Here is a 22,372-nt window from a genome sequence, read left to right as displayed (position 1 = left end):
AAAATAGTTACTAAAATTTAAATAAATGTTCTTTTATTAACCCCCAAAAGACCTTACCTATATTTCAGTGAGATTTCCCCTAACAGCGAAAGCTAGATCATTCAATTAAAATAGTCCATCTCTTCTAACGTCTTTAGTATTTACATAGCTTCTTTGATTATAAATATTTTGTTGACAACTTATTTAAGAGGTTATATATTGTTGATAATGATAATTATTATCAATACACTTTATTAAGGACGTGCATAAGAATGAAAGCTAGACGAAAAATCTCATTTATTACAACATTATTGATTGCTATGCTACTAGTTGCGCTAGTTGGTTGTGGAACTCAGGAATCAAGTTCACAATCTGAACCAGCATCAACTGAAGAGACTAAAACAGGAACAGTTGTTGCCGAAGAGGAATCAAACTATCCAATCGTGATTAAGCATGCATTTGGCGAAACGGTTATTGAAGAGAAACCAGAACGCGTTGCTACGATTGCATGGTCTAACCATGACGTTGCTCTTGCTCTTGGTGTAGTACCTGTAGGTTTTTCTGCTGCAAACTATGGAGTTCAAGATGGTAGTGGAATGTTACCTTGGACTGCGGAGAAATTAAACGAACTTGGTGAATCAAGCCCAAATATCTACCAGGATACAGATGGGTTAGATTTTGAAGCGATTGCTGATTCTAGTCCAGATGTTATTCTTGCAGCATACTCAGGTATTACTCAAGAAGAATATGATACATTAAGTGAAATCGCTCCAGTTATTGCTTATCAAACTACTCCTTGGGTAGCTTCATGGCGTGAACAGGTTACATTCAATTCAATGGGTATGGGAATGGAAGAAGAAGGTAAGCAACTTATTGCTGATACTGAGAAATTAATTGAAGATAAAGCAAGTGAATTTCCTGAACTTGCAGGTAAAAAAGCTGCATTCGTAAGCATCAGTGCTGCTGATTTATCTAAGTTTTATATTTACTCACCTGAAGACCCACGTGGTGGATTCCTAACTGAAGAATTAGGTATGGAATACCCTGAAAGTATTACAAGTCAAATTACTGGCGGTAGCTTTTATTTAGAAGTAAGTGCTGAGAATTCAGATATGCTTAACGATGTTGATATTTTCGTAACATATGGAAATGCAGAAACACTTGCAACTCTACAAGCTGACCCAATTTACGGAAAGATCCCAGCTGTTGAAAGAGGTTCTGTTGTTGTTATTGAAGATAATACGCCACTTGCAGCAGCAGGAACTCCAAGCACACTTTCTATCGAAGCTACAATTGATGAGTACTTAAACCTGCTCTCAGAAGCTGTAAGCAAAGTGAAGTAATATGGTGACTACATCCGTTTCACAAAATAAGCAGTTACTTATTCCGAAAAACTTTATAAAAGTATTAATATTTTCTATTGTCTTACTCGGAATATGTGTCTTGGCATCTCTTGCTTTCGGATCTCGTACAATTGGATGGAATGAATTAATGAATGGTTTATTTCATCCAGATGTACAGACCCACGGAGCAAATGTTGTTCGCCAACGAATTGCTAGAACTGTATTTTGTATTATGTGTGGTGCTGCATTAGGAGTTTCTGGGGCTCTTATGCAATCAGTCACTCGTAATCCTATTGCAGATCCTAGCATATTAGGAGTAAACACAGGTGCGGCACTATTTGTCGTTTGTGGTATATCCTTTTTTAGTATTGGTACAGCTAGTCAATACATTTGGTTTGCATTAGCAGGTGCAATCATAACTGCCATTTTTGTATTCGGAATTGGTTCAATGGGGAGTGGCGGTGCCACGCCCCTTAAACTCGTTTTGGCAGGAGCTGCGACAAGTGCTGCACTTTCATCCCTTGTTATGGCAGTTATGATTCCTCGCTCAAACGTTATGGATCAATTTAGATTTTGGCAGGTAGGTAGTGTTGGATCGGGAAATTGGGACTCTATTTCTATCTTTTTACCTTTTATGATCGTTGGAGTACTAATTGCCCTATTCACTGCACCAGCTCTAAACGCGATAGCATTAGGTGACGAGGTGGCTACAGGCTTAGGTGTTCGTACAGGAACACTTAGACTTATTGCTGCTTTCGCAGGAGTAGTATTATGCGGTGCCGCTACAGCACTTGCAGGTCCGATTGGATTTATCGGTTTATTAGCTACACATGTAATACGACTATTGATTGGTCCTGATTTACGATACATTATCCCGATGTCTGCCCTAACTGGTGCAATTATTTTAACGATATCAGATGTATGTGGTCGGCTTCTTGGTAGTCCTGGTGAGCTTGAGGTTGGTGTAGTCACAGCATTTATTGGGGCTCCAATCTTAATCTTAATTACTATGAAAGCGAAAATGAGAGCGCTATGATGAATGAAGCTATGAATCTTGTTATGGTAGGTAGAATAAAAAGACGTCGCCGTTTTGTCCTCGTGAACGTTATACTTGTGATTATTGCCCTTGCACTATGCTGGACCATGCTAATGCTCGGAAACACCATTTATCCTGTTCAGGATATCATACGTGTTCTAATGGGTGAAGAAGTGAAGGGTGCAACATTTGCAGTGGGCTCTATACGTTTACCAAGAATGTTGGCAGGTGTGTTTGCAGGATTTGCTTTTGGAGTGGCGGGTACTGTTTTTCAAACGATGCTGCGTAATCCTCTAGCAAATCCAAATGTCATTGGGATCACAGCTGGTTCAAGTGCTGCTGCAGTCTTTTGTATCATCGTTCTTCAAGCTAGTAATACCGTTGTATCTATTGCCTCCATTATTGGTGGGCTTACTACAGTCTTTATTATTTATTTTTTATCCAGAGGTTCTTCTTTTTCAATTGGTAGATTAATATTAATTGGAATCGGTATACAAGCGATGCTTAGTGCTGTTATATCTTATTTATTACTTATTGGTCAGCTACACGATATCCCTACTGCTATGAGATGGCTAAGTGGTAGTCTAAATGGTGCGAAGATGGAGAATCTTACCCCTTTGATTGTAACCGTTCTGATTTTCGCACCTGTGATTTTTGCACTTGGGAAACGATTAGATGTATTAGAGCTTGGAGAACAAGCCGCAACCTCACTTGGAATCCATACTGATAAAACGAGACTTGTACTTATCATTAGTTCTGTATTGATAATTGCGTTAGCGACTGCTACTACAGGACCTATTGCATTTATTGCGTTCCTATCTGGACCTATCGCAAAAAGATTAGTTGGTGCTGGATTTTCAACCATTATTCCAGCAGGACTGGTTGGCATCATCTTAGTGTTAGCATCAGATCTTATCGGACAATTTGCATTCGTGGCTAGATACCCCGTTGGTGTCATTACAGGCATTCTTGGAGCTCCATATTTGCTCTACTTGCTAATCCGAATGAATCGAAAGGGAGATTTATAATGAAACCAACACATGCTTATCAAGCTGAAGGAATAACTGCTGGTTATGATCATAATACGATCTTACATGATGTTAGTATTTCAATTCCCAGTAACAAAATTAGCATTATTATTGGAGCTAATGGTTGTGGTAAATCAACTCTGCTTAAGACGATGGCTAGGCTAATTAAGCCTACATCTGGGCAGGTTACGTTAGATGGAAAACCTATAAATAAAATTCCACCCAAGCAGTTGGCTCGTGTCCTAGGGCTGTTACCTCAATCACCTATTGTACCTGAGGGAATAACGGTTGCAGATTTAGTGGGGCGAGGAAGATATCCACATCAAACGTTCCTAAAAGGATGGACCAAACAGGATTATGAAGCAGTTACTGAAGCATTGGAAATGATGAAAATCACTGAATTTGCGGATCGTAATATTGATGAGCTTTCAGGTGGTCAAAGGCAGCGTGTCTGGATTGCGATGGCTCTCGCCCAACAAACAGATATCTTGTTTCTAGATGAACCGACTACCTATTTAGATATCACTTATCAAATCGAAATTCTTGATCTCCTAACCGATCTTAACCGAAAATACGGAACTACGATTGCGATGGTTTTACATGATATCAATTTGTCGGCACGTTATGCAGACTATATTTTTGCACTTAAAAAAGGAAAACTTGTCTCGGAGGGCGAGCCATCAAAGGTCATTACAAGTACATTGATTGAAGATATTTTTGGTCTCACTAGCACGGTCATTAAAGACCCTGTCTCGGGCTCTCCTTATGTGATTCCAATTGGACGTTATCATAATACATTGAGAGCACATTCTTAATATAATTCACCCTATTTATTGTACAGAGGTCGTGGACAGTCCCCATCTAAAAGGGTACTTTTCACGACCTCTGTTGCATAAGGCAGACATTTTTGTTATTACTTGTAGAAACCAAAATGAGTATGTAGATTAGTGTCTCCTTATATAATAGTTAAAGTACCATCTTATTGGCTCAAAAAAACTTACTTGTTTTACCACCAAGTAAGTTCCTATTCAAGATTAATCTTAGATGCTAATATTTCCTTTTGATTGATTTGTATTCCAATTTTCTTGTGCTTCATTTCTCGCCTTTAAAATCTCTTCTTGTTGCCTTTTACTTCTCTGTTTATCTATGAAGTTCTTCAATCCTGTACCAAATAGATTTAACCCTATAATCGTGATGGCAATCATTAATGCTGGAAAGAATGAAATCCACGGTGCTGTTCGTATATCCCTCAGGGAGTTAGAAAGCAAGGAAGGCCAAGTAAACGTTAGATTCTCTATTGTTAGCCCCACATCGGGGTCCCATTTCAGGTCTTGCGCTAAATATACTTGAACGATTCCAAGTCCACCTAAGAGGACCATAATTCGAGCCATGTCACTTATAAAAATATAGACAATTTTTTGATAAATATTCGGAAGATAATATCGTGTAATAATGTGATACCATTGTGTTCCCATTGATACTGCTGCTACCATATATTCTGTTTTATTAATTTTGGTGAATTCCTGCCTCATGATCTCTCCAATTCTTCCTATATCTAAAAGAGCGATCACAATCACAAGCATAGCGTAACGGCTATAAGATTCTTCTAAAGACGGAAGATTACCAACTAACATAACTAAGATTATAGTTGGTAAAAAAGAGAGCATACTGTTTGAGAAGCCCAGTAAATTCCGTGCACCCTTATGTATAGAAGCAAAATAACCAAATGGGATACTAATGAAAAACCTTAAAACGACTATAAAAAACAATTCCGAATAGGTATCATTAGCTCCATGGACAATGATGCTAAACAGATCACGTCCGTCTCGATCGGTTCCAAACCAATACTCACTACTAGGTGGAAGAGGAGCTCTTATTAACTTTCCATCCTCATCATAAGCAATTCGAAAACCCTCCAATTTGCTGTCAACAAAAGGCATAACCGGCCCCAGAATTGCCAACACAGCTATTCCCACTAAGATGAAAACTCCCAGCGCAAAGGCAGGATACTCCTTCATGAAAATTAGAACATTTTTGCTAGCCCTTCTGTAGGGAAATGTCTTTAGGAAATCATATATCCTTTTGAAGGTCCTGAATTTATTTGCATTAGAAATGGTCTCTTCAGATAATTCCTGATCAAGGCTAGTCGGTGCAATGAAGAATTTAATTATATCTGTAATCCATAGACTAATTAAAACTATTAAAAGGAACGGAAGTAACAGTCCAATTACTGTATACGTATCATTTGCCTTTATCGATGTAAGCAGCTGATAACCCGCACCTTTATAAAAGCACAATCTTTCAATGATTGGCAGACTACTTATTATGATTAACATTAGGGTCTGGGTGTAACCAAGAATGGTTGGCCATGCATTCCAGAGCAAATGCTTGAGAATGATAGGCAGTTCGCTCGTTCCTTTAGACATAGCGGTCCTGACATAATCCTTATCTTTCTCATTTAAAATAGATTGATAGGTTATATTAGCAATGTAAAAAATGGGTGTAATACTTATCATAATAAGAGGAAATAACAGGTTAAACCATGTTTCATGACCAAATATATCTATATCGAGGATATTTGCTCTCATTAATAACAGTAAGCCGTACTGAGCGGCAATTAGCAGAAAAAAGTCCGGAACTGTGCCAAAAACAACTTGGTTTAGCTTATGTATCTTATTCTGAACCTTTCTGTTCCTAACAATATAATGGAGAATTCCTAACGGTATCCCAAGTACCAAACTGATTATATATGCAGGAATAACGATCTTCATACTTCTTGCAATATGTTCAGCCACTATTTCATTTACAGGTGCTGAATGTTCGGATAACCCAAGGGATTGCTCACTAACTAACCCTCGATAATAATCAAGAACGGCCTGAAACATATAGCTCCAATCAGTCTTATTATCAAAGAATACATCATCTGTCGAGATCATAACTAAATAAATAATAAAGCCCGAGGCAAGGATGAGAAGTATGAAACTCCTCAACATTTTGTTCATTAGTAAGAGCATGATTTTACTCCTCAACTTAGAAAATTTTGGTAATTAACTGTTAGTTTAATATAAATCCAAATATTGTAAAAAATCAACTACTTTTTTTACAACCCTTACACAATAAAAAAAACACCCAAAAAATTAGAGTGGATTTCTAACTTTTGGGATGCTGTACATACGTGTAATCTTTTCTATTAAGTTGGCTTTGACTCAAAGCACTATATTATGGCTGAATCAGCCAACGATGAGCCTCAGTAAATAAAGGCCTCACGTTGCTTCGTGGTGAGATCCGCCTGGAATGACGTCGAATCTAATTCTGCTATCCTCTACCCCTGCTGCGGTCAGCGTCATATATGAATCGCCTAAAAAATATTTACTATCAATTTAACATTCAGCCAGACAGATTTTGCCTCTATTTATGGTACGGTTCACCTTGGTGTCTATATGAGGTTTGATGTTTGTATCTATTTTTACGAGTCTTTAAATAAAAATTAAACATTTGGGAAGCCGTAATATCAAGAAAAGAGTCCAACTAATTTTATTAGTCGGACTCTTTTTTGATTGCTTGTATAAATTTTGCGGCTCATTTGCGGCTCATTTGCGGCTCATTTGCGGCTCATTTTTTTAATTGATATTTACTGGTTTTAGATTGACCTTCTAAAACAATTTTTTCTTGCTCCCTTAAATCCTTAAGTATTCTTTTACTTGTAGCTGGTGAAAATCCACAAAGCCTCTCAACTTCTTTACGGGTTATATATTCATTTTTTGATAAATAATCTAAAATCATTACATTAGCTTGAATCTCATCAAAGTCTTTATCCTTTGTGTACTCAATATTTGCATTAAAACTTTCATATACTCTATGCGTAAACATATATTTATTTCTTGTTTCTCGTTGAAGAATATTTTTCTTCTGGAAAAGTTTGTTTAAAACATTTGATGCCGATTGAGTTGTAATTTGAGCTACCTCTGCAGCCTTACTTAGTGTAATCGTTTTATTTGATTTAATATATTTTAAAATACAGATTTCTGAAACTGAAAACTCACCGTTATTTTCTTGCTCTTTCGTAATGAACTTTAGAAATTCTATGTCTTCCAAGCTACTTCTTAATGTTAAACTTACTGCATCAGAATACAAATTATATTCAGGAGCTGACTTACCTAAAGAAAGCATATCCTTAAAAATTATATCTACACCTTGTCCAGAACGCTGAACGTATTTTAGCTTTTGTAGTGTTTCTGCTATCAATTTATTTCTCGGTGATGATGGATGCGTAATAATATTCGTACTATCAACCCCGGTTGGAAATGAACCTGGATTTTCTATACTGATTTCATTAGGAAAAAACTTAACAAAAATGGAAGAGTTACTCTCATAATCACGGTGTGAGATAGCATTAAGAAGTGCTTCTTGAACTACATTAATTGGATAATCCTGAACTTCTAATTTAAATAGCCCCATTTGAATATTCTTAATTCCGTTTCTATCTTCAAAAAATTGCTGAATTCTATCTACAGATTGAATTAAAGGAACCTTTAATTCCAATCTTTTATGATACTCCGTTTGACCTTCATTATAAGTAAGAATAATTATTTCCGATTGTGGGAGATATTTTGCTATCGCCTCTTTAGTACCAACAAATAACAATCCGGCAACAGTTAGCTTAATCTCATTATCTATAACATCTATCAATCGCAAGTCCTTTAAAAAAGTAATATTATCTGATTGGTACAAAGTAGACTCTTTATCTCGAGATTGTATTTTTAGTTTTAATCGCTCTACTTCAGTAAAATCTATATCATTTTTAGTAGCAGGTTCAATAATTTTTGCGGAGTAGTCCCCTTTAAATCCTTTTATATTATTAGAGGTATATTCTGATGGATAAAATGGCTTTGTATTTTTCCCTAATCTTTTATATACAACACCTTTTGAAGTAGCCACAATTTCTGGAGACTTTTGAATGGTTATTTTTAAAATATCTTTACCAGCAAACCCTATTACATCTATATCAGTAAAAAGCTTAGGTATAGTCTTGTCATAAATACTCTCAATAATAATCTGCTCATCATAATCATCACATCCGGTAATTTCTCCATCATCTTCAACACCAACTAAGATGATACCACCGTCTGTATTTGCAAACCCTACAGCTTCATTTGTTAAGATATTCATTAGTTCTTTTTTGTTAGCGGCTTTAATCCAACTTTTAAACTCTACATATTTAGATTCACCCTGTTGGATTATTTCATTAATATCCATTGAATACACCTCCTAACTTGATATAAGTATTATACCAAGATTAGCAAGTAAAACGGAAACAATAGATAGGAATCTGTCTAATTAAAAAACCTCATTTATTTATGGTACGGTTCACCGTAAATAGTTTAAGTGAGGTTTATATTTTTATAAACTTTAAAGAAGCGTATAATAAAGTAAAGGAGGTGAAAGCATGCTTACCGAAGAAATGAAGAAACAAATGGTTGAAGTGCTTCAAAAGAAAACGAACCCTGATTTCGTAATTTTATTTGGCTCGTTTGCAAAAGGAACTCCACGTGTTGAAAGTGATGTGGATCTTGCTTATTTCAGTGAGAAGCAGCTTTCATCTTATGACCGCTTTAACTTGGCAAATGATTTAGCACTTATTTGCGAACGAGAAGTGGATCTTGTAGACACACGCGAAATTAATACAATATTTTCCATGCAGATTTTTGAGAATGGTATACCTATTTATATACAAAATGAAAATGAATACACTCGTCAAAAAATAAAAGCGTATCGTATGTATGCTGAACTAAATGAACGACGAGCGATCATTATTGAAGGTATTAAAAATAGAGGAAGTGTGTTTGGCGATGAATGACGTCATTTTGAGTAAAGTTACAACAATTGAGCGTTGTGTGAAAAGAATTCATGAAGTTTACGAAGACAATCCAGAAAACTTATTAGACTTCACGAAGCAAGATAGTATTATATTAAACATTCAACGCGCCTGTGAAGCAAGCATCGATATTGCTATGCACATTGTAAGTGAGAAAAAAATAGGCGTACCTAAAGCAAGTCGTGAGGCATTTAAATTACTTCAGGAATCCGGGGTTATTGATGCAGCACTTGCAAAAACTTTAATGAATATGGTTGGTTTTAGAAATATAGCTGTTCACGACTATCAAGTGCTTGAATTAGATATTTTGAAAGCAATTTTAAACAAGCATGTTGATGATTTTAAAAAGTTTACGAAGACTATTTTAAAAATGGATCACTAGCTCCGTTTCGGGCACGTTAATTAACTTCAGTAACTAAACAGCTATTAAAAAGGAGCTGGCTTTTTATACGTAAAAGTAGTGTTTTCTTACTCATTCTTACTATCACAATTTTTATTGCTATTTTTTTTCAGACTCTGGGTAATCAACATTCCATTTCATCTAGCGATATATACGCTCTTATTGAAGCAGGGGAAATGCAAATTGATTTAACAACACTAGCTGATTTTGAATGGGATAACGCCCATGTATTTGGACCTTATACAACGGGTCAAATGATTGAAGACTCGACCGGGATTAAATTTCTGTTTGGTGGAATTGATGTCATGGAAACTCAATTCTTATTGGTATTTGCAAAAGGAGAAAAACCGAAAAAAACGATTTACCTTTCAAGGCAATATGGTGATTATAAAGTCGTAGAAAATAAATTTTTAGTTATCGAGGAAAATTTTTATTAATGATTAAATTTAAAACCACCTAAAATGTTGTAATATCAATGTTTTAGGTGGTTCAATTTTTAAACCTCATTTACTTATGGTACGGTTCACCCCGATTAATCCGATACGCCCGATATATTTGCTCAACCAATATCAACTTCATCAACTGATGAGGAAACGTCATTTTTGAAAAAGACAAAGCTTCATCTGCGCGCTTCATCACCTCATCACTTAAACCTAACGAGCCACCGATCACAAAAGCTATTTTACTTTTTCCATAGGTCGCTAGTTTATCTAGATCCTCTGCTAATTGTTCAGAGCTTTTCATTTTCCCTTGAATGGCAAGTGCGATCACATATGTATCTGGTGAAATCTTTTGAAGGATTCTCTCTCCCTCTTTCTGCTTGACCTGTTCCATTTCTGCTTCACTTAAATTCTCTGGTGCCTTTTCATCAGGGAGTTCAATAATTTCTAATTTAGCATAGGCTGCTAATCGTTTTGAATATTCTTCGATTCCTTGTTTTAAGTATTTTTCTTTCAGTTTACCAATCGTGATTATTGAGATATTCACAGCTTCCTCCTATTTACAAACACGTTATCCACATAACTTATCCACATATCCACATTTTCTATCCACATATTGTGTCAGAATATATGTTCGTCACAACATATATCGCGTTATTTTGACAATATTCACAGGTTGTTGATAACTTTTCTTCCTCTGTTAACAAATTAATTTCAGGTGCGATTTCTTTCTCATCTACCATGATATCAATGGCTAATTCAATATGTTCACTACAAACCTTTATCATATAGATCCCTCATTTTTTGTCGTTTTTTTTATTATACCTTATCCACATTTAAAAAATCATGTGGATAAAAGTTTGAATTCATATAAAAAAAGAAACAGGCATTGGCCTGTTCCTTGTTAATAAGATTCTTCCACTAGTCTCATCGTTGTGGATTGCTTTTCTCCTTGGCGATAGAACGTAACTTCCATTGAATCACCTATGTTCTTTCTATTGTATAAATGCTTCCTTAAGTCTAATGCATTTTCAATCTTTTCTCCATCTAATGCAACAATGACATCATAAACTTCTAGCCCCGCTATTTCAGCTGGAGAAAGTGGAACCACTTCTTCTATAAATACTCCAGCTATCACATCAGTCGGTAGCTTCAGGGTTTGCTGCCAATGATAGCTTGAGATATCAGATAAATTTCTTAATCCTACTCCCATGTAAGGACGTTTTACTTCTCCGTATTGCTCGATATCAGCAATAATTGGTCTTACAATCGTCGTTGGAATGGATAAGCCAATCCCTTCAACTGCTTCTTGAGCAATTTTCATCGAATTGATCCCAATGATTTGACCCTCAATATTAACAAGAGCCCCTCCACTGTTACCTGGATTGATCGCAGCATCTGTTTGAAGAACCTCTGCTTGCCAGTCAACATGGCCATCCATATCAAAATCAAGTGGAATCGTCCTTTCTGTTCCAGAAATGATCCCTTGTGTAACAGATCCAGAAAATTGTAGACCTAAAGGATTACCAATCGCAAGTACAGGTTCACCAGGTCTGACATTATCTGAGTTCCCGAATTCAGCTATCGTATCCACTGCATCTGCATCAATAGATAGAACCGCTAAATCAGTAAAAATATCACTACCTAAAATATCTGCTGGTACGCGAGAACCGTCCTCTAAACTAATTTCGACTGTAGAGGCTCCTTCAATCACATGATGATTGGTAACAATAAAGGCTCTTCCATCCTCTTTTTTGTATACCACACCAGAACCTGTTCCCGCTTCACCTGCCTCTTCCCAAAAGCCAGATGTTTGAATATTAATGACACCAACGACAGCTGCTGATACACGATCGACAGCTTGGGTCACCTGTGACACCACATTTACATTAATCGTTTGTCCAGGTATTGCTTCCGTAGTGCCTGGATTTTCATCTAACCCAGCTGTTTCATTTCCAGCTGGATTAAAATCATCTGTCGTGATTCTTTCAAAAGCCGGTAATCCAAAAATCATTAATAGTGCACCTAAAATTACTCCAACAGAACCCGCAAGAAAAAAACCTCCACGATTTCCTTTTTGCTTATTCCTTATGTGCTTGTAATCTTGATCATAATACCCCATTTTGCTCACCCATCCTTTCACTGATGAACCTATGATTAGGACCATTTGTGTATACTATACCTATAGTCTGTATATAATTCCATAGTATACACATTGTCTTTAAAATTATAATCAGAAGAATGGCAAGTCAAAACGTTAAATTGCAGTTAACGAAGTTGGAACTTTGGGGTCTGTATCAATCAGCTTAAAACGATGTCCAACACCCGTATCCTTTTCTTCTAAGGTTTGATGAACTGACATACGTGCTAAGTCTTTTAAATTATTATCCTGACTTAGGTGGGCTAAATAAATACTCTTGGTACGGTCACCAATTACATCTGCCATCGCTAGGGCAGCATCTTCATTCGATACATGACCCACGTCGCTTAAAATTCTTCGTTTTACACTCCAAGGATAACGTCCCATTCGGAGCATTTCAACATCATGATTGCTTTCAAAGACATATACATCCGCATTTTTAATAATCCCTTTCATACGGTCACTAACATAGCCAGTATCAGTTATGATTACTATCTTCTTTTCCCCGTGATGAAAGACATAAAACATCGGTTCTGCTGCATCATGAGAAACACCAAATGATTCTACGTCTAGATCTTTAAAGGTTTGAGTATGTCCCGTTTCAAAAATAAACCTCTGTTCAAGAGGTATTTCACCAATTAAGTGCTCCATTGCCTTCCAAGTCTTCGTATTCGCATATATAGGCAAATCATATTTCCTAGCTAAAATTCCGACACCTTTAATGTGGTCACTATGCTCATGGGTAACTAGAATTCCGCCTAATTCCTTTGGATTCACGTCCACCTTCTTGAACAATTGCTCCATTTGTTTCCCACTTAACCCTGCATCCACTAATAATTTCATTTGATCCGTTCCTACGTATATAGCGTTGCCACTACTACCACTAGCTAGAACGCTAAAATGTAAGCTCATTATTCTTCACTCCATTTTGCACTGTCTCGTATAATATGACCTTCAATCGCATTAACGAAATAGTTTTCTTTGTCATCGATGATAAAATGCCAAGTTGGCACAAACATTTGTGATTCTGCAATCAAGGTATAGTACCCTTGATCTATTTTAGTAATCGTACTTCCGGGCTTTAATTCATTACGAACAAACATGTTTTCTATTGCATTTAATGCAGTAAAACTTCCTGCCGGTTCTTCGTCAATCTCTATTTCCTCTATATCTGTTAACAGTGTCTGCTGATAGTCTATCATTTCATTTTTTTCATTTACAAAAATGTTTAATACGGCATTATTATTATAAAAAATGGTTCGATCATTATAATGCTGAAAAAAGATAAGCATCCGAGTTTGTTCTTCAAATCCCCAAAATACATAATCATCACCGTCTATTACATTCGCAGCAACAAAAGACTCTAGCCATTCTGGTGAGTTATCCGTGATTGGGATTGGCTTTTCAAATCTAGAATAAATTTTGGTCATATTCATAATTTGTGTGAGCTGTCCCTTTAGTGTCAGGGTGTCTTCCTCTGTAAACGTTCGGTTACTTCCCGTGATATAGGTCTCCTTGATTGGATCGTTTGGCAAAGTAGGGTAAGAAATATCATTTTCCAATAGTTGTTCTTCAAGAGTTGCTTCTGCGAGTAGCCCTAATTGGTTACTATTTCTTTTTTCAACAAATTGGGAGAGTAAGAACAAATCAAGGACTAGGAATACGATAATAAAAATGGTTTTTATTCTACTCCAATTCAATGATTGTTCCTCCTCTTTCTTTTATATTTTCATCAAATATAACCTTATGCCACTCACCATTCTGCTTCACAACCCAAATCGGTTCGACTGTAACCTTAGCACTAGAAAAGTCCTTCTTCAGCTCATAGGCAACTTTAGCATCCTCCAGTTGATCCATATCAACTTCCGTAATATTTTGTAAGATATCAATTAGTACATCCCCTGATGGAAGCTCCACTGCAGAGGTTTCACTATCGATTGATAAATGCAGCTTAAACATCGGTCTTATATAGGTATTAAATGAATTAGCTCCATCCCATGTAAGCTTAATTCGAGATAACCCGCTATAAGCATATACTGGTAACCCATGTATATACAGTCTAAAGGTCGTTGACTGTGAGAGTGGATTCCATTCTGAAAATTGATAGGAGTCTGTCCACCCACTATGGTCATTTACAAAATCAATACTCTTTTGAATCGTATCATGTGCACTAGACATGGATCGATCTGTCGCTGGAGCAGGATTTACATATTCAAGCATATCACTACTACTATTAATGAACATGGCTCTAGATCCATCTGAATAGGTGATTTCTCCTGTATTTGCAGAATCTTGCTTTACAAAGCTTTGATCGGTAAATAACGCTTCCTTAAAATCCTGACTAGGATATTTAATAGAATAATAGGTAATCTGATTCGCTTTTACTGGATTACTTTGTAAAAAGATACTATGCTTGTCATTAACTTGATACTCACTATACTGAGGAAATGCAATGGATACCTGATACACATCTTTGCTAAAGCTTTTATAAGAGAAATTATTTAACTTTGCTTGAAATACATTTTTACTCTTATAGGAGACAAAGTAAGCAACTGCATCCTCTTGTTGAGATGGAATCATTGGAATAATAACTCGATCAAAGGTTACCGAGCTACTAATTTCATCATCAAAATTAATAATCGTTTTTAACGTTTCCACGGATAGCTCTGATGGAAAGATAATTTCAATACCATCCTGACCATGAATAAGATTCAAGTATTCTTGACCAACCGCTATTGTAATATCAGATAATTCTTCAAATCTCCAAGTTCTCATATATTCCATCATGTCATTGACCGTCGTATGATCAGTGGCGCCATAATGGGAGCCATTTTTATGAAATAATACTTTCTCTGGAAATATTAAACTTGCTGCATCCCTTTTCTCTCCAATTTCAACATCACTTATGAATTCTGTGCTTTCAATGACCCCAAGATTGGGTTGATATGTCCATAAACTCCAAGTTAAAACAAGACTCATGATCACTAACATGGTTAATAGAAATGATTTAATGTTTTCGTAGTTCATTCCCAATCATCCTCAAACTCTTTTTCCACTGGCAGTGAAAAACGGATTGTCGTACCCGTTCCTTCTTCACTTTCTATCCAAATATGTCCTCCATGTGCGATAACCATCTCTTTTGCTATTGCAAGCCCTAGTCCTGTTCCACCTAGCTTTCTTGTTCTAGCTTTATCGACTCGGTAGAAACGGTCAAAAACATTATTAATATTTTCCTTTGGTATTCCAACACCCTGGTCCGTCACACTAACTTCAATAAAGTCTTCTTTTATATTTAAATGGAATTCAATTTGACCGCCCTCTGGTGAGTATTTCAATGCGTTAGAAATTATATTATCAAGAACCTGTGTAATCTTATCCTCATCCATCTCAATAAAAATTTCTTGATTAGGAATACTTCGTACAAAGGTTACCTTTTGATCCTTCGTTAATTCAAAACGGTCGATTATTCTATTTAAATAGGAAGGGAAATTCACCCAGTCCTTTACAAAGCGATAGTCTTTACTATCAAGCTTAGATAATTGTAATAGGTCATTTACTAAACGAATCATTCGTTCCGTTTCTGTTTGTGTCACATCTAGAAACCTTGGAGCGATCTCTTGGTCCTGCCAAGCACCTTCTGCTAAAGCTTCTAAATAACTTCTCATCGTCGTAAGAGGAGTCCTTAATTCATGCGAAACATTTGCAACAAATTCTCGTCTTTCTTGTTCAATCTTTTCCTGCTCGGTAATGTCATATAGGACTGCAATCAAACCATTTACTAATCCCGTTTCTTTTTGAATAACAGAGAAACTAACCTTTAGTATATAAGGCTTTTGCTTTGTACTGAAATCCAGAACGAGCGAATCGACTTCTTCAATTATCTTTTCAAGCGTATACTCCTCTTCAATTCCCAGTATGGTTAACACAGATTCCGCTAAGACCGTTTCACGTGAAACGTTTAGCATATCAGCTGCAGGATCATTGATTAGAATAATTCGACCCTTACGATCAGTTGCAATCACACCGTCTGTCATATGGGTTAGAACAGAACTGAGCTTTCTTCTTTCACCCTCAGTTGTAGCTTGTGCCTCTTGTAGCCTCTTTGTTAAATTGTTAAATGTAATCGCAAGCTGTCCAATTTCATCGTATCCATAAATTTTTACTTTACGGGTAAAGTTCCCCTTCGTCATTTCCAATGCTTGCTTTCTCATATCTGACATTGGCCTTGTAATCGTTTGTGCTAAGAAAATGCCCAGTAATGCTGTAATCGATAAGGCAATTACTGTTCCTCTAACAAATATATTATTAATTTGTTTTAACTGATCATAAATGCTTTCCATTGATGCCTCTAGACGAATTACACCGAGAACATTTGTCCCATTTTTTATAGGTACCGTTAAGACCAACATCCGATGACGTGTTTGTGGATCTAGCTGTACCTTACCTTGGTCTCTAAATCCAGCTACTAATGCTTGCTTCACAGGAATATCGGTAATTCTTTTTCCGATAAGTTGTTGGTAGTTGATATTCGTTGTTCCAATAACACGGCTGTTTTTATCGATGACACGCACATCAGCAATATCCTCTGAAAAGAAATCAAACAAAATGGTTTGGACTTTTTCCTCAAGTTTAGGCATTTTATCATCACGCTCAATAATCATTTCTTGCTCTAAATTATAAGCTAGGAGATCTACTCTTTCATTCAATGACTCAGAAAAATTAGTCACTAACTGCTTTTCAATTCTTTGAACAAAGTAAACCCCAATGATTTGCATGGCAATTAATATAAGTAATACATAAATTAAAACGAACTTAAAATGAATCGATTTAAAAAAACCGACTTGCTTCATCATCCTTTACTCCTGCTCTGAATTTCTAAGATAGTAACCTACACCTCTTCTTGTTACAATCCAGGTTGGGTGACTTGGGCTATCCTCTATTTTCTCGCGCAAACGTCTAACTGTTACATCTACTGTTCTCACATCACCAAAATAATCATAACCCCACACCGTTTGAAGGAGATGCTCTCTTGTCATGACCTGACCAATATGCTTCGATAGATAGTGCAGAAGTTCAAATTCTCTATGCGTGAGTTCAATCTCTTCCCCGCGTTTTGTAACAGAGTATGCATCAGGGTGAATGACGAGTGACCCGATTGTAATTTCATTCGTTTCAATTGCAACTTCTTGATTTGATTTCTGCTGATGGCGTCTCATATTTGCCTTTACCCTTGCCAGCAGTTCTCTTGTACTAAATGGCTTTGTCACGTAATCATCAGCACCTAGCTCAAGACCTAATACCTTATCAATCTCCGAATCCTTTGCTGTTAGCATAATTATCGGCATATCATGTTTCTTTCTGACTTCACGACAAACCTCCATGCCATCTTTTAAAGGAAGCATAATATCAAGTAGAATCATATCAGGCTTATATTCCTCTACCTTTTGAATGGCTTCTACTCCGTCATAAGCACACGTAACGTCATAGCCTTCCTTTTGTAAATTAAACTTTAGGATATCTGCAATTGGCTTTTCATCATCCACAACTAATATTCTTTTTTCCACGTTGGTTAACTCCTTACATTCTAATTTGAAGAAGCTTAAACTGTTATTCTATTATTAACTTTACCATTTCTAGTAAAGGAAATCACCTATTCACTCAAGGTGGTTGTTTCCATTTATAGAGACTGTTGCATACTTAGGTTTTTTAGACATTGTTTGTTCCATTAAGCTACTGAATATAGCACTAAAGCAACAATCTTTAATCAAATGAGCCTTTATAAGTTTACGGATTAAAAAAAATCCTCTAGTTAAACTAGAGGACTAATTTCTTACTTGCCAATGTAATCCATTGGATTTTGTAGTGTTCCATTTTTATAAACTTCAAAATGAAGGTGTATTCCTGTAGAGTTTCCTGTTGCCCCCATGACTCCAATGGATTGGCCACGAGATACAGTTTGGCCAACACTTACTGACATACTGCTTAAATGTGAATAAGTAGTCGTAAGTCCGTTGTTATGGTTAATCACCACTCGATTACCATACCCACCGTCATAGCTAGCTTGTGTAACTGTGCCATTATCAACAGCTAGTATACTTCGGTTACTTGGACGAGCAATATCAATTCCTTTATGCATTCTTCCCCAACGGTAGCCCATATAACTGGAGATATATCCTCCTACAGCTGGCCATGCAAACGAGCCTGTTCCACGTGAAGGAATAATCTTTGTACCTTTTTCAATGATTTCGACGGTCGGTTCTTTAACAACCTCTTCACTGATTGTCTGCTGCTCAACTACACGTCCATTTTGTTTAGAAACGACATAGTTTACTAGCTTTTCCCCATCTCGACCTTCTTGCTTCACTTTATTTTCGCCTTTAGGCTTATCTTTATTTTCAATAATTTCCTTACTATAAGGAATGTTCTCTCTAGCAAAAACTTCTTCTTTTACAATGATATTTACGAATGGCTTCAAGGCCGTAACATTCATTTCTTGACCAATTTTTATAAGTGAATCTTCCTCTAACCCTTTGTTAAGAGATAACAACTCCTCTAAAGAAAGATTATGGTCACTAGCAATACTTCCAAGTACATCACCTTCTTGTACCTGGTAGGTTTGTTCTTCTAGGACACCTTTTGATAAAAAGGTAAGAGCTTCATCTACAGATAATATCTTTTTTGGAGTAACTTTTTCTTCAGAAAATGTAACTTTTTCATTAAACGTTACGTCTAATATACGACGACCTTCTTCTTCAGTAAGAGGAGGTAATGTTGCTTCAGGATTACGAGATTCCAATTCAGCAAGTTTTTCTTCGGAAACATATTGAAGTTTCATAGACTTAATGACTTCTTCAGCACTTTCTTGACTATCTAAGAAGACAACAGGTTCTTCATTTACAACGATTGAATATGCATTAGCTACTAATTGAAGCTGATCGGAAAGCAATTGAAGAACCTGCTGATTATTTACATTAGCTCTAAAAACTTTTTCTTCTACATAGACTACATTACTATCTAAACCATATGAGAAGGTTGGATTTTCCTCTAAAAGCTTTTTTTCTTGATCTTCTATGTATTGTTCTACAATATCTTTATTATCTACAATCCCAATTCTTTCGTTATTCACATAAACATGGTATACCGTATCTATTCCTAAACTGCTATCTGCCGAAACCGTTCCGAACGTCAAAGTTGTTGCAACTAATGTTGTGATAGCTGTTCTTTTAAATAAATGGGATATACCGATAGATTTCTCTTGCTTATTAACCACGTTTCTTCCTCCTAGACCAAGGGCTACTTCTTCAACATAAGCGCCTACTGTATAAGTATGAAGTTTCTATTAGTACAAATAGACTAGCAAACTAGTATTTTTCATTGGATTAGTAATATTATCAAAATTGTCTCACTTTTCCACTTTAGCATAATCTGAATTAATTTAGGACAAAAATAAGAAATATGTAATATAACTGTATCATTTCTGTCATAATATGGTATCTACTTGTAATAAAATAGGATAATAGACTATAAGATAAAAGACATGCTTCTGATCTTGCATGTCTTTTAAAGATGGCTCGGGACGGAATCGAACCGCCGACACAAGGATTTTCAGTCCTTTGCTCTACCGACTGAGCTACCGAGCCAATATATGAAGTTGTGCCGGGACGATCTTTCCTGCTATTACCTTCGCCCCAATCTCAGGAAGCTTACTCAAGTAGCAGCTCGATTGGTGCGCTGATGCTTATTCGGACGTGCTCTACCGACTGAGCTACCGAGCCATATATATGAAGTTATGCCGGGACTTTACTTTCTCTTTATAACCTTCACCCCAATCTCAGGATGCTTATTCAAGCAGCCGCTCCATTGGTGTGCTGAAGTCATTTCAATGATGCTTACTCGGGCGTGCTCTACTGACTGAGCTACCGAGCCAATATATGAAGTTGTGCCGGGACTATTTTTCCTGCTACTACCTTCGCCCCAATCTCAGGAAGCTTACTCAAGTAGCAGCTCGATTGGTGCGCTGATGCTTATTCAATGATGCTTACTCGGGCGTGCTCTACCGACTGAGCTACCGAGCCATAAATTTGGTTATATAGGTAATGTCTATTTGTGTCCCAGACCCTATTTAAAATATTCAAACAAGTAATCGATTATTACTTTTATGAATAAGTTGGTGACCCATACGGGATTCGAACCCGTGTTACCGCCGTGAAAGGGCGGTGTCTTAACCGCTTGACCAATGGGCCATTTACTAATTAGAATTGGTGAGCCATGAAGGACTCGAACCTTCGACCCTCTGATTAAAAGTCAGATGCTCTACCGACTGAGCTAATGGCTCTTCATATAATGTTTTGTTCGATCTTGGTTTGCCTTCATTAAAGACGACCCAATCTCAGGATGTCTTTCAAGTAGCGGCTCGATTGGTTCGCTGATGCTTTTTCAATGAAGCTTATTCGATCGTGCTCTACCGACTGAGCTAATGGCTCTTTATATTATGTTTTGTTTAAATTAAATCTGCTTAAGCAACATGTACTATAATAGCATGGCTATTTAATAGAATGCAAGATTTCTTTTTATTTTTTCTTTTAATAGGATATTACTCCCACTTCCCTCATGGCTTTCTCGTGACTTTTTCCCTTTTATGTTGTTAGGATATGTATTATGATTGCTTTTTATATAAGTAAGCCCTGTCCAAAATAATTGAACAGGGCCCTTTTTATTTATTTCTTATTGCGGACCATATACACTTCTAAGCAGATTAGTTTGTGAACGATCTGGGCCTACAGAGAATATTGATAATGGAATTCCTGTAAGTTGAGAGATACGTTCTAGATAGTGACGAGCATTTTCTGGTAAATCATTAATACTCTTTACTCCAGTTATATCTTCTGTCCAACCAGGAAGCTCTTCATAAACTGGCTCACATTGTGCTAATACCTTTAAACTAGCTGGGAATTCTTCAATGATTTGACCATTATACTGGTAAGCCACACAAATTTTCAGCTTTTCAATACCTGTTAACACATCAATTGAGTTTAATGATAAATCTGTGATGCCGCTAACTCTTCTCGCATGTCTTACTACCACACTGTCAAACCAACCAACACGACGAGGACGGCCGGTTGTTGTTCCATATTCACGACCTACTTCACGGATTTGATGACCTATTTCATCATGCATTTCAGTTGGGAAAGGACCGTCTCCCACACGTGTTGTGTATGCCTTAGATACCCCTACAACATGCTTGATTTTAGATGGACCTACCCCATTACCAATAGTTACTCCACCAGCAATAGGATTAGAGGATGTTACAAACGGATACGTACCTTGATCGATATCAAGCATAACTCCTTGTGCACCTTCAAAAAGCACACGTCTACCATCATCTAATGCATCGTTTAATACAACTGATGTATCACACACATATTGTGCAATTTGTTGACCATACTCATAATATTCATCCAAGATATCTTCTATTTTTAATCCTTCTACCTCGTAGAATTTCTCTAATAAACGATTTTTCTCAGCTAAGTTATGGCTAAGCTTTGCTTCAAATTCTTCACGGTCTAGTAGATCAGCAATTCGAATACCAATTCTAGCTGCCTTATCCATGTATGCTGGACCAATTCCCTTTTTGGTTGTACCAATTTTGTTGGCACCTTTACGCTCTTCTTCTACTTCGTCTAATTTTAAATGATAAGGTAGAATCACATGGGCACGGTTACTGATTTTTAAGTTTTTCGTAGATACGCCTAAATCGTGTAAGTATTTCAATTCCTCTACTAATGCTTTAGGGTCTATTACCATTCCATTCCCTAATACACAAATCTTATCAGAATAGAAAATCCCAGAAGGAATCAGATGTAGCTTATATTTTTGTCCATTAAACACAATCGTATGGCCTGCATTATTTCCGCCTTGATAACGTGCTACAACCTCTGCATTTTCTGAAAGAAAATCAGTAATCTTTCCTTTTCCTTCGTCTCCCCATTGTGTTCCCACAACAACAACTGATGACATTTCAGCACCTCCACATATATTTACCTTATCTATAAATGTCTGTTCAAACAACTGTAAGTATACTTATATATTTCAAAAAAGTCAATTAAATCCGAACATTAATAATAGCACTTG

The 22,372-nt window shown here is 36.6% G+C and carries 19 protein-coding genes and 3 tRNA genes; 7 read left to right on the top strand and 15 right to left on the bottom strand.

All coding sequences use genetic code 11. The features are described from left to right. Nucleotides 1-251: 251 nt before the first annotated feature. The 4 genes from M1D60_RS00235 to M1D60_RS00220 are packed head-to-tail and all read left to right on the top strand — an operon-like array spanning nt 252 to nt 4,201. Nucleotides 252-1,322: an iron-siderophore ABC transporter substrate-binding protein gene (locus M1D60_RS00235; RefSeq protein WP_456277228.1), complete on the top strand. Its 1,071-nt coding sequence runs from the start codon at nt 252-254 to the stop codon at nt 1,320-1,322. Between the two features lies 1 nt (nt 1,323). Next, nucleotides 1,324-2,358 carry a FecCD family ABC transporter permease gene (locus tag M1D60_RS00230; RefSeq protein ID WP_456277227.1) on the top strand — a complete coding sequence of 345 codons (1,035 nt, stop codon included), beginning with the start codon at nt 1,324-1,326 and terminating at the stop codon, nt 2,356-2,358. Next, nucleotides 2,355-3,386: a FecCD family ABC transporter permease gene (locus M1D60_RS00225; RefSeq protein WP_456277226.1), complete on the top strand. Its 1,032-nt coding sequence runs from the start codon at nt 2,355-2,357 to the stop codon at nt 3,384-3,386. The genes M1D60_RS00230 and M1D60_RS00225 overlap by 4 nt, the downstream gene beginning before the upstream one ends. After that, nucleotides 3,386-4,201 (top strand): ABC transporter ATP-binding protein, encoded by an 816-nt coding sequence (locus M1D60_RS00220; RefSeq protein ID WP_456277225.1) that lies wholly within the window; start codon nt 3,386-3,388, stop codon nt 4,199-4,201. Before M1D60_RS00225 ends, M1D60_RS00220 begins: the two co-directional genes overlap by 1 nt. A gap of 225 nt (nt 4,202-4,426) precedes the next feature. On the opposite strand, the gene M1D60_RS00215 is transcribed toward M1D60_RS00220, so the two are convergent. Both M1D60_RS00215 and M1D60_RS00210 read right to left on the bottom strand, forming a co-directional pair. Next, nucleotides 4,427-6,400, bottom strand: coding sequence for an ABC transporter permease subunit (locus tag M1D60_RS00215; RefSeq protein WP_456277224.1), 1,974 nt, complete (start codon nt 6,398-6,400; stop codon nt 4,427-4,429). 598 nt (nt 6,401-6,998) lie between these two features. Beyond that, on the bottom strand, nt 6,999-8,642 hold the full coding sequence (locus M1D60_RS00210; protein ID WP_456277223.1) for an RNA-binding domain-containing protein: 1,644 nt from the start codon (nt 8,640-8,642) through the stop codon (nt 6,999-7,001). 190 nt (nt 8,643-8,832) lie between these two features. On the opposite strand from M1D60_RS00210, the gene mntA reads away from it, so the two are divergent. The 3 genes from mntA to M1D60_RS00195 all read left to right on the top strand — a co-directional run bounded on the left by mntA (nt 8,833) and on the right by M1D60_RS00195 (nt 10,098). Then, entirely contained in the window at nt 8,833-9,243 is a 411-nt protein-coding gene (gene mntA / locus M1D60_RS00205; protein WP_456277222.1) for a type VII toxin-antitoxin system MntA family adenylyltransferase antitoxin, read from the top strand. Then, nucleotides 9,236-9,643 (top strand): type VII toxin-antitoxin system HepT family RNase toxin, encoded by a 408-nt coding sequence (gene hepT, locus M1D60_RS00200; RefSeq protein WP_456279534.1) that lies wholly within the window; start codon nt 9,236-9,238, stop codon nt 9,641-9,643. Before mntA ends, hepT begins: the two co-directional genes overlap by 8 nt. Before the next feature lie 194 nt (nt 9,644-9,837). Further along, the gene (locus tag M1D60_RS00195) at nt 9,838-10,098 is read left to right on the top strand and encodes a hypothetical protein (protein ID WP_456277221.1); all 261 of its coding nucleotides are present in this window, start codon (nt 9,838-9,840) and stop codon (nt 10,096-10,098) included. Between the two features lie 70 nt (nt 10,099-10,168). Here M1D60_RS00195 and rlmH read toward each other — a convergent pair whose 3' ends face one another. The 13 genes from rlmH to M1D60_RS00130 form a co-directional block, all read right to left on the bottom strand. Further along, nucleotides 10,169-10,648 (bottom strand): 23S rRNA (pseudouridine(1915)-N(3))-methyltransferase RlmH, encoded by a 480-nt coding sequence (rlmH, locus tag M1D60_RS00190; RefSeq protein ID WP_456277220.1) that lies wholly within the window; start codon nt 10,646-10,648, stop codon nt 10,169-10,171. A 58-nt stretch (nt 10,649-10,706) separates the two neighbouring features. Further along, the gene (locus M1D60_RS00185) at nt 10,707-10,889 is read right to left on the bottom strand and encodes a CxxH/CxxC protein (RefSeq protein WP_456277219.1); all 183 of its coding nucleotides are present in this window, start codon (nt 10,887-10,889) and stop codon (nt 10,707-10,709) included. A gap of 116 nt (nt 10,890-11,005) precedes the next feature. Beyond that, nucleotides 11,006-12,223 carry a S1C family serine protease gene (locus M1D60_RS00180; RefSeq protein WP_456277218.1) on the bottom strand — a complete coding sequence of 406 codons (1,218 nt, stop codon included), beginning with the start codon at nt 12,221-12,223 and terminating at the stop codon, nt 11,006-11,008. Between the two features lie 135 nt (nt 12,224-12,358). Continuing rightward, on the bottom strand, nt 12,359-13,153 hold the full coding sequence (locus M1D60_RS00175) for an MBL fold metallo-hydrolase (RefSeq protein WP_456277217.1): 795 nt from the start codon (nt 13,151-13,153) through the stop codon (nt 12,359-12,361). Continuing rightward, nucleotides 13,153-13,941, bottom strand: coding sequence for a two-component system regulatory protein YycI (locus M1D60_RS00170; RefSeq protein WP_456277216.1), 789 nt, complete (start codon nt 13,939-13,941; stop codon nt 13,153-13,155). Before M1D60_RS00170 ends, M1D60_RS00175 begins: the two co-directional genes overlap by 1 nt. Further along, complete coding sequence (locus M1D60_RS00165; RefSeq protein ID WP_456277215.1) at nt 13,928-15,268, bottom strand: YycH family regulatory protein; 1,341 nt, start codon at nt 15,266-15,268, stop codon at nt 13,928-13,930. The genes M1D60_RS00170 and M1D60_RS00165 overlap by 14 nt, the downstream gene beginning before the upstream one ends. Continuing rightward, nucleotides 15,265-17,091, bottom strand: coding sequence for a cell wall metabolism sensor histidine kinase WalK (gene walK / locus M1D60_RS00160; RefSeq protein WP_456279533.1), 1,827 nt, complete (start codon nt 17,089-17,091; stop codon nt 15,265-15,267). Before walK ends, M1D60_RS00165 begins: the two co-directional genes overlap by 4 nt. A 6-nt stretch (nt 17,092-17,097) precedes the next feature. Beyond that, the gene (gene yycF / locus M1D60_RS00155; protein WP_456277214.1) at nt 17,098-17,805 is read right to left on the bottom strand and encodes a response regulator YycF; all 708 of its coding nucleotides are present in this window, start codon (nt 17,803-17,805) and stop codon (nt 17,098-17,100) included. A gap of 266 nt (nt 17,806-18,071) precedes the next feature. Further along, nucleotides 18,072-19,511 (bottom strand): peptidoglycan DD-metalloendopeptidase family protein, encoded by a 1,440-nt coding sequence (locus M1D60_RS00150; RefSeq protein ID WP_456277213.1) that lies wholly within the window; start codon nt 19,509-19,511, stop codon nt 18,072-18,074. Nucleotides 19,512-19,808: 297 nt separating this feature from the next. Further along, nucleotides 19,809-19,881 (bottom strand) — tRNA-Phe (locus M1D60_RS00145). A gap of 528 nt (nt 19,882-20,409) precedes the next feature. Further along, nucleotides 20,410-20,484, bottom strand: a tRNA-Glu gene (locus tag M1D60_RS00140). A gap of 16 nt (nt 20,485-20,500) precedes the next feature. Then, a tRNA-Lys gene (locus M1D60_RS00135) sits at nt 20,501-20,576 on the bottom strand. Between the two features lie 389 nt (nt 20,577-20,965). Further along, nucleotides 20,966-22,258: an adenylosuccinate synthase gene (locus M1D60_RS00130; protein WP_456277212.1), complete on the bottom strand. Its 1,293-nt coding sequence runs from the start codon at nt 22,256-22,258 to the stop codon at nt 20,966-20,968. Nucleotides 22,259-22,372 lie beyond the last annotated feature (114 nt).

The sequence above is a fragment of the Bacillus sp. AK128 genome (assembly GCF_053903075.1).
The sequence above is the reverse complement of the archived record's forward strand: the minus strand, read 5'-3'. Positions and strand labels throughout refer to the sequence as shown.

Bases quoted from the DNA above. Each gene is read 5' to 3' on its own strand.
- M1D60_RS00235 (WP_456277228.1), top strand. From the start codon at position 252: ATGAAAGCTAGACGAAAAATCTCATTTATTACAACATTATTGATTGCT.
- M1D60_RS00230 (WP_456277227.1), top strand. From the start codon at position 1,324: ATGGTGACTACATCCGTTTCACAAAATAAGCAGTTACTTATTCCGAAA.
- M1D60_RS00225 (WP_456277226.1), top strand. From the start codon at position 2,355: ATGATGAATGAAGCTATGAATCTTGTTATGGTAGGTAGAATAAAAAGA.
- M1D60_RS00220 (WP_456277225.1), top strand. From the start codon at position 3,386: ATGAAACCAACACATGCTTATCAAGCTGAAGGAATAACTGCTGGTTAT.
- M1D60_RS00215 (WP_456277224.1), bottom strand. From the start codon at position 6,400: ATGCTCTTACTAATGAACAAAATGTTGAGGAGTTTCATACTTCTCATC.
- M1D60_RS00210 (WP_456277223.1), bottom strand. From the start codon at position 8,642: ATGGATATTAATGAAATAATCCAACAGGGTGAATCTAAATATGTAGAG.
- mntA (WP_456277222.1), top strand. From the start codon at position 8,833: ATGCTTACCGAAGAAATGAAGAAACAAATGGTTGAAGTGCTTCAAAAG.
- hepT (WP_456279534.1), top strand. From the start codon at position 9,236: ATGAATGACGTCATTTTGAGTAAAGTTACAACAATTGAGCGTTGTGTG.
- M1D60_RS00195 (WP_456277221.1), top strand. From the start codon at position 9,838: ATGCAAATTGATTTAACAACACTAGCTGATTTTGAATGGGATAACGCC.
- M1D60_RS00185 (WP_456277219.1), bottom strand. From the start codon at position 10,889: ATGATAAAGGTTTGTAGTGAACATATTGAATTAGCCATTGATATCATG.
- M1D60_RS00180 (WP_456277218.1), bottom strand. From the start codon at position 12,223: ATGGGGTATTATGATCAAGATTACAAGCACATAAGGAATAAGCAAAAA.
- M1D60_RS00175 (WP_456277217.1), bottom strand. From the start codon at position 13,153: ATGAGCTTACATTTTAGCGTTCTAGCTAGTGGTAGTAGTGGCAACGCT.
- M1D60_RS00165 (WP_456277215.1), bottom strand. From the start codon at position 15,268: ATGAACTACGAAAACATTAAATCATTTCTATTAACCATGTTAGTGATC.
- walK (WP_456279533.1), bottom strand. From the start codon at position 17,091: ATGAAGCAAGTCGGTTTTTTTAAATCGATTCATTTTAAGTTCGTTTTA.
- M1D60_RS00130 (WP_456277212.1), bottom strand. From the start codon at position 22,258: ATGTCATCAGTTGTTGTTGTGGGAACACAATGGGGAGACGAAGGAAAA.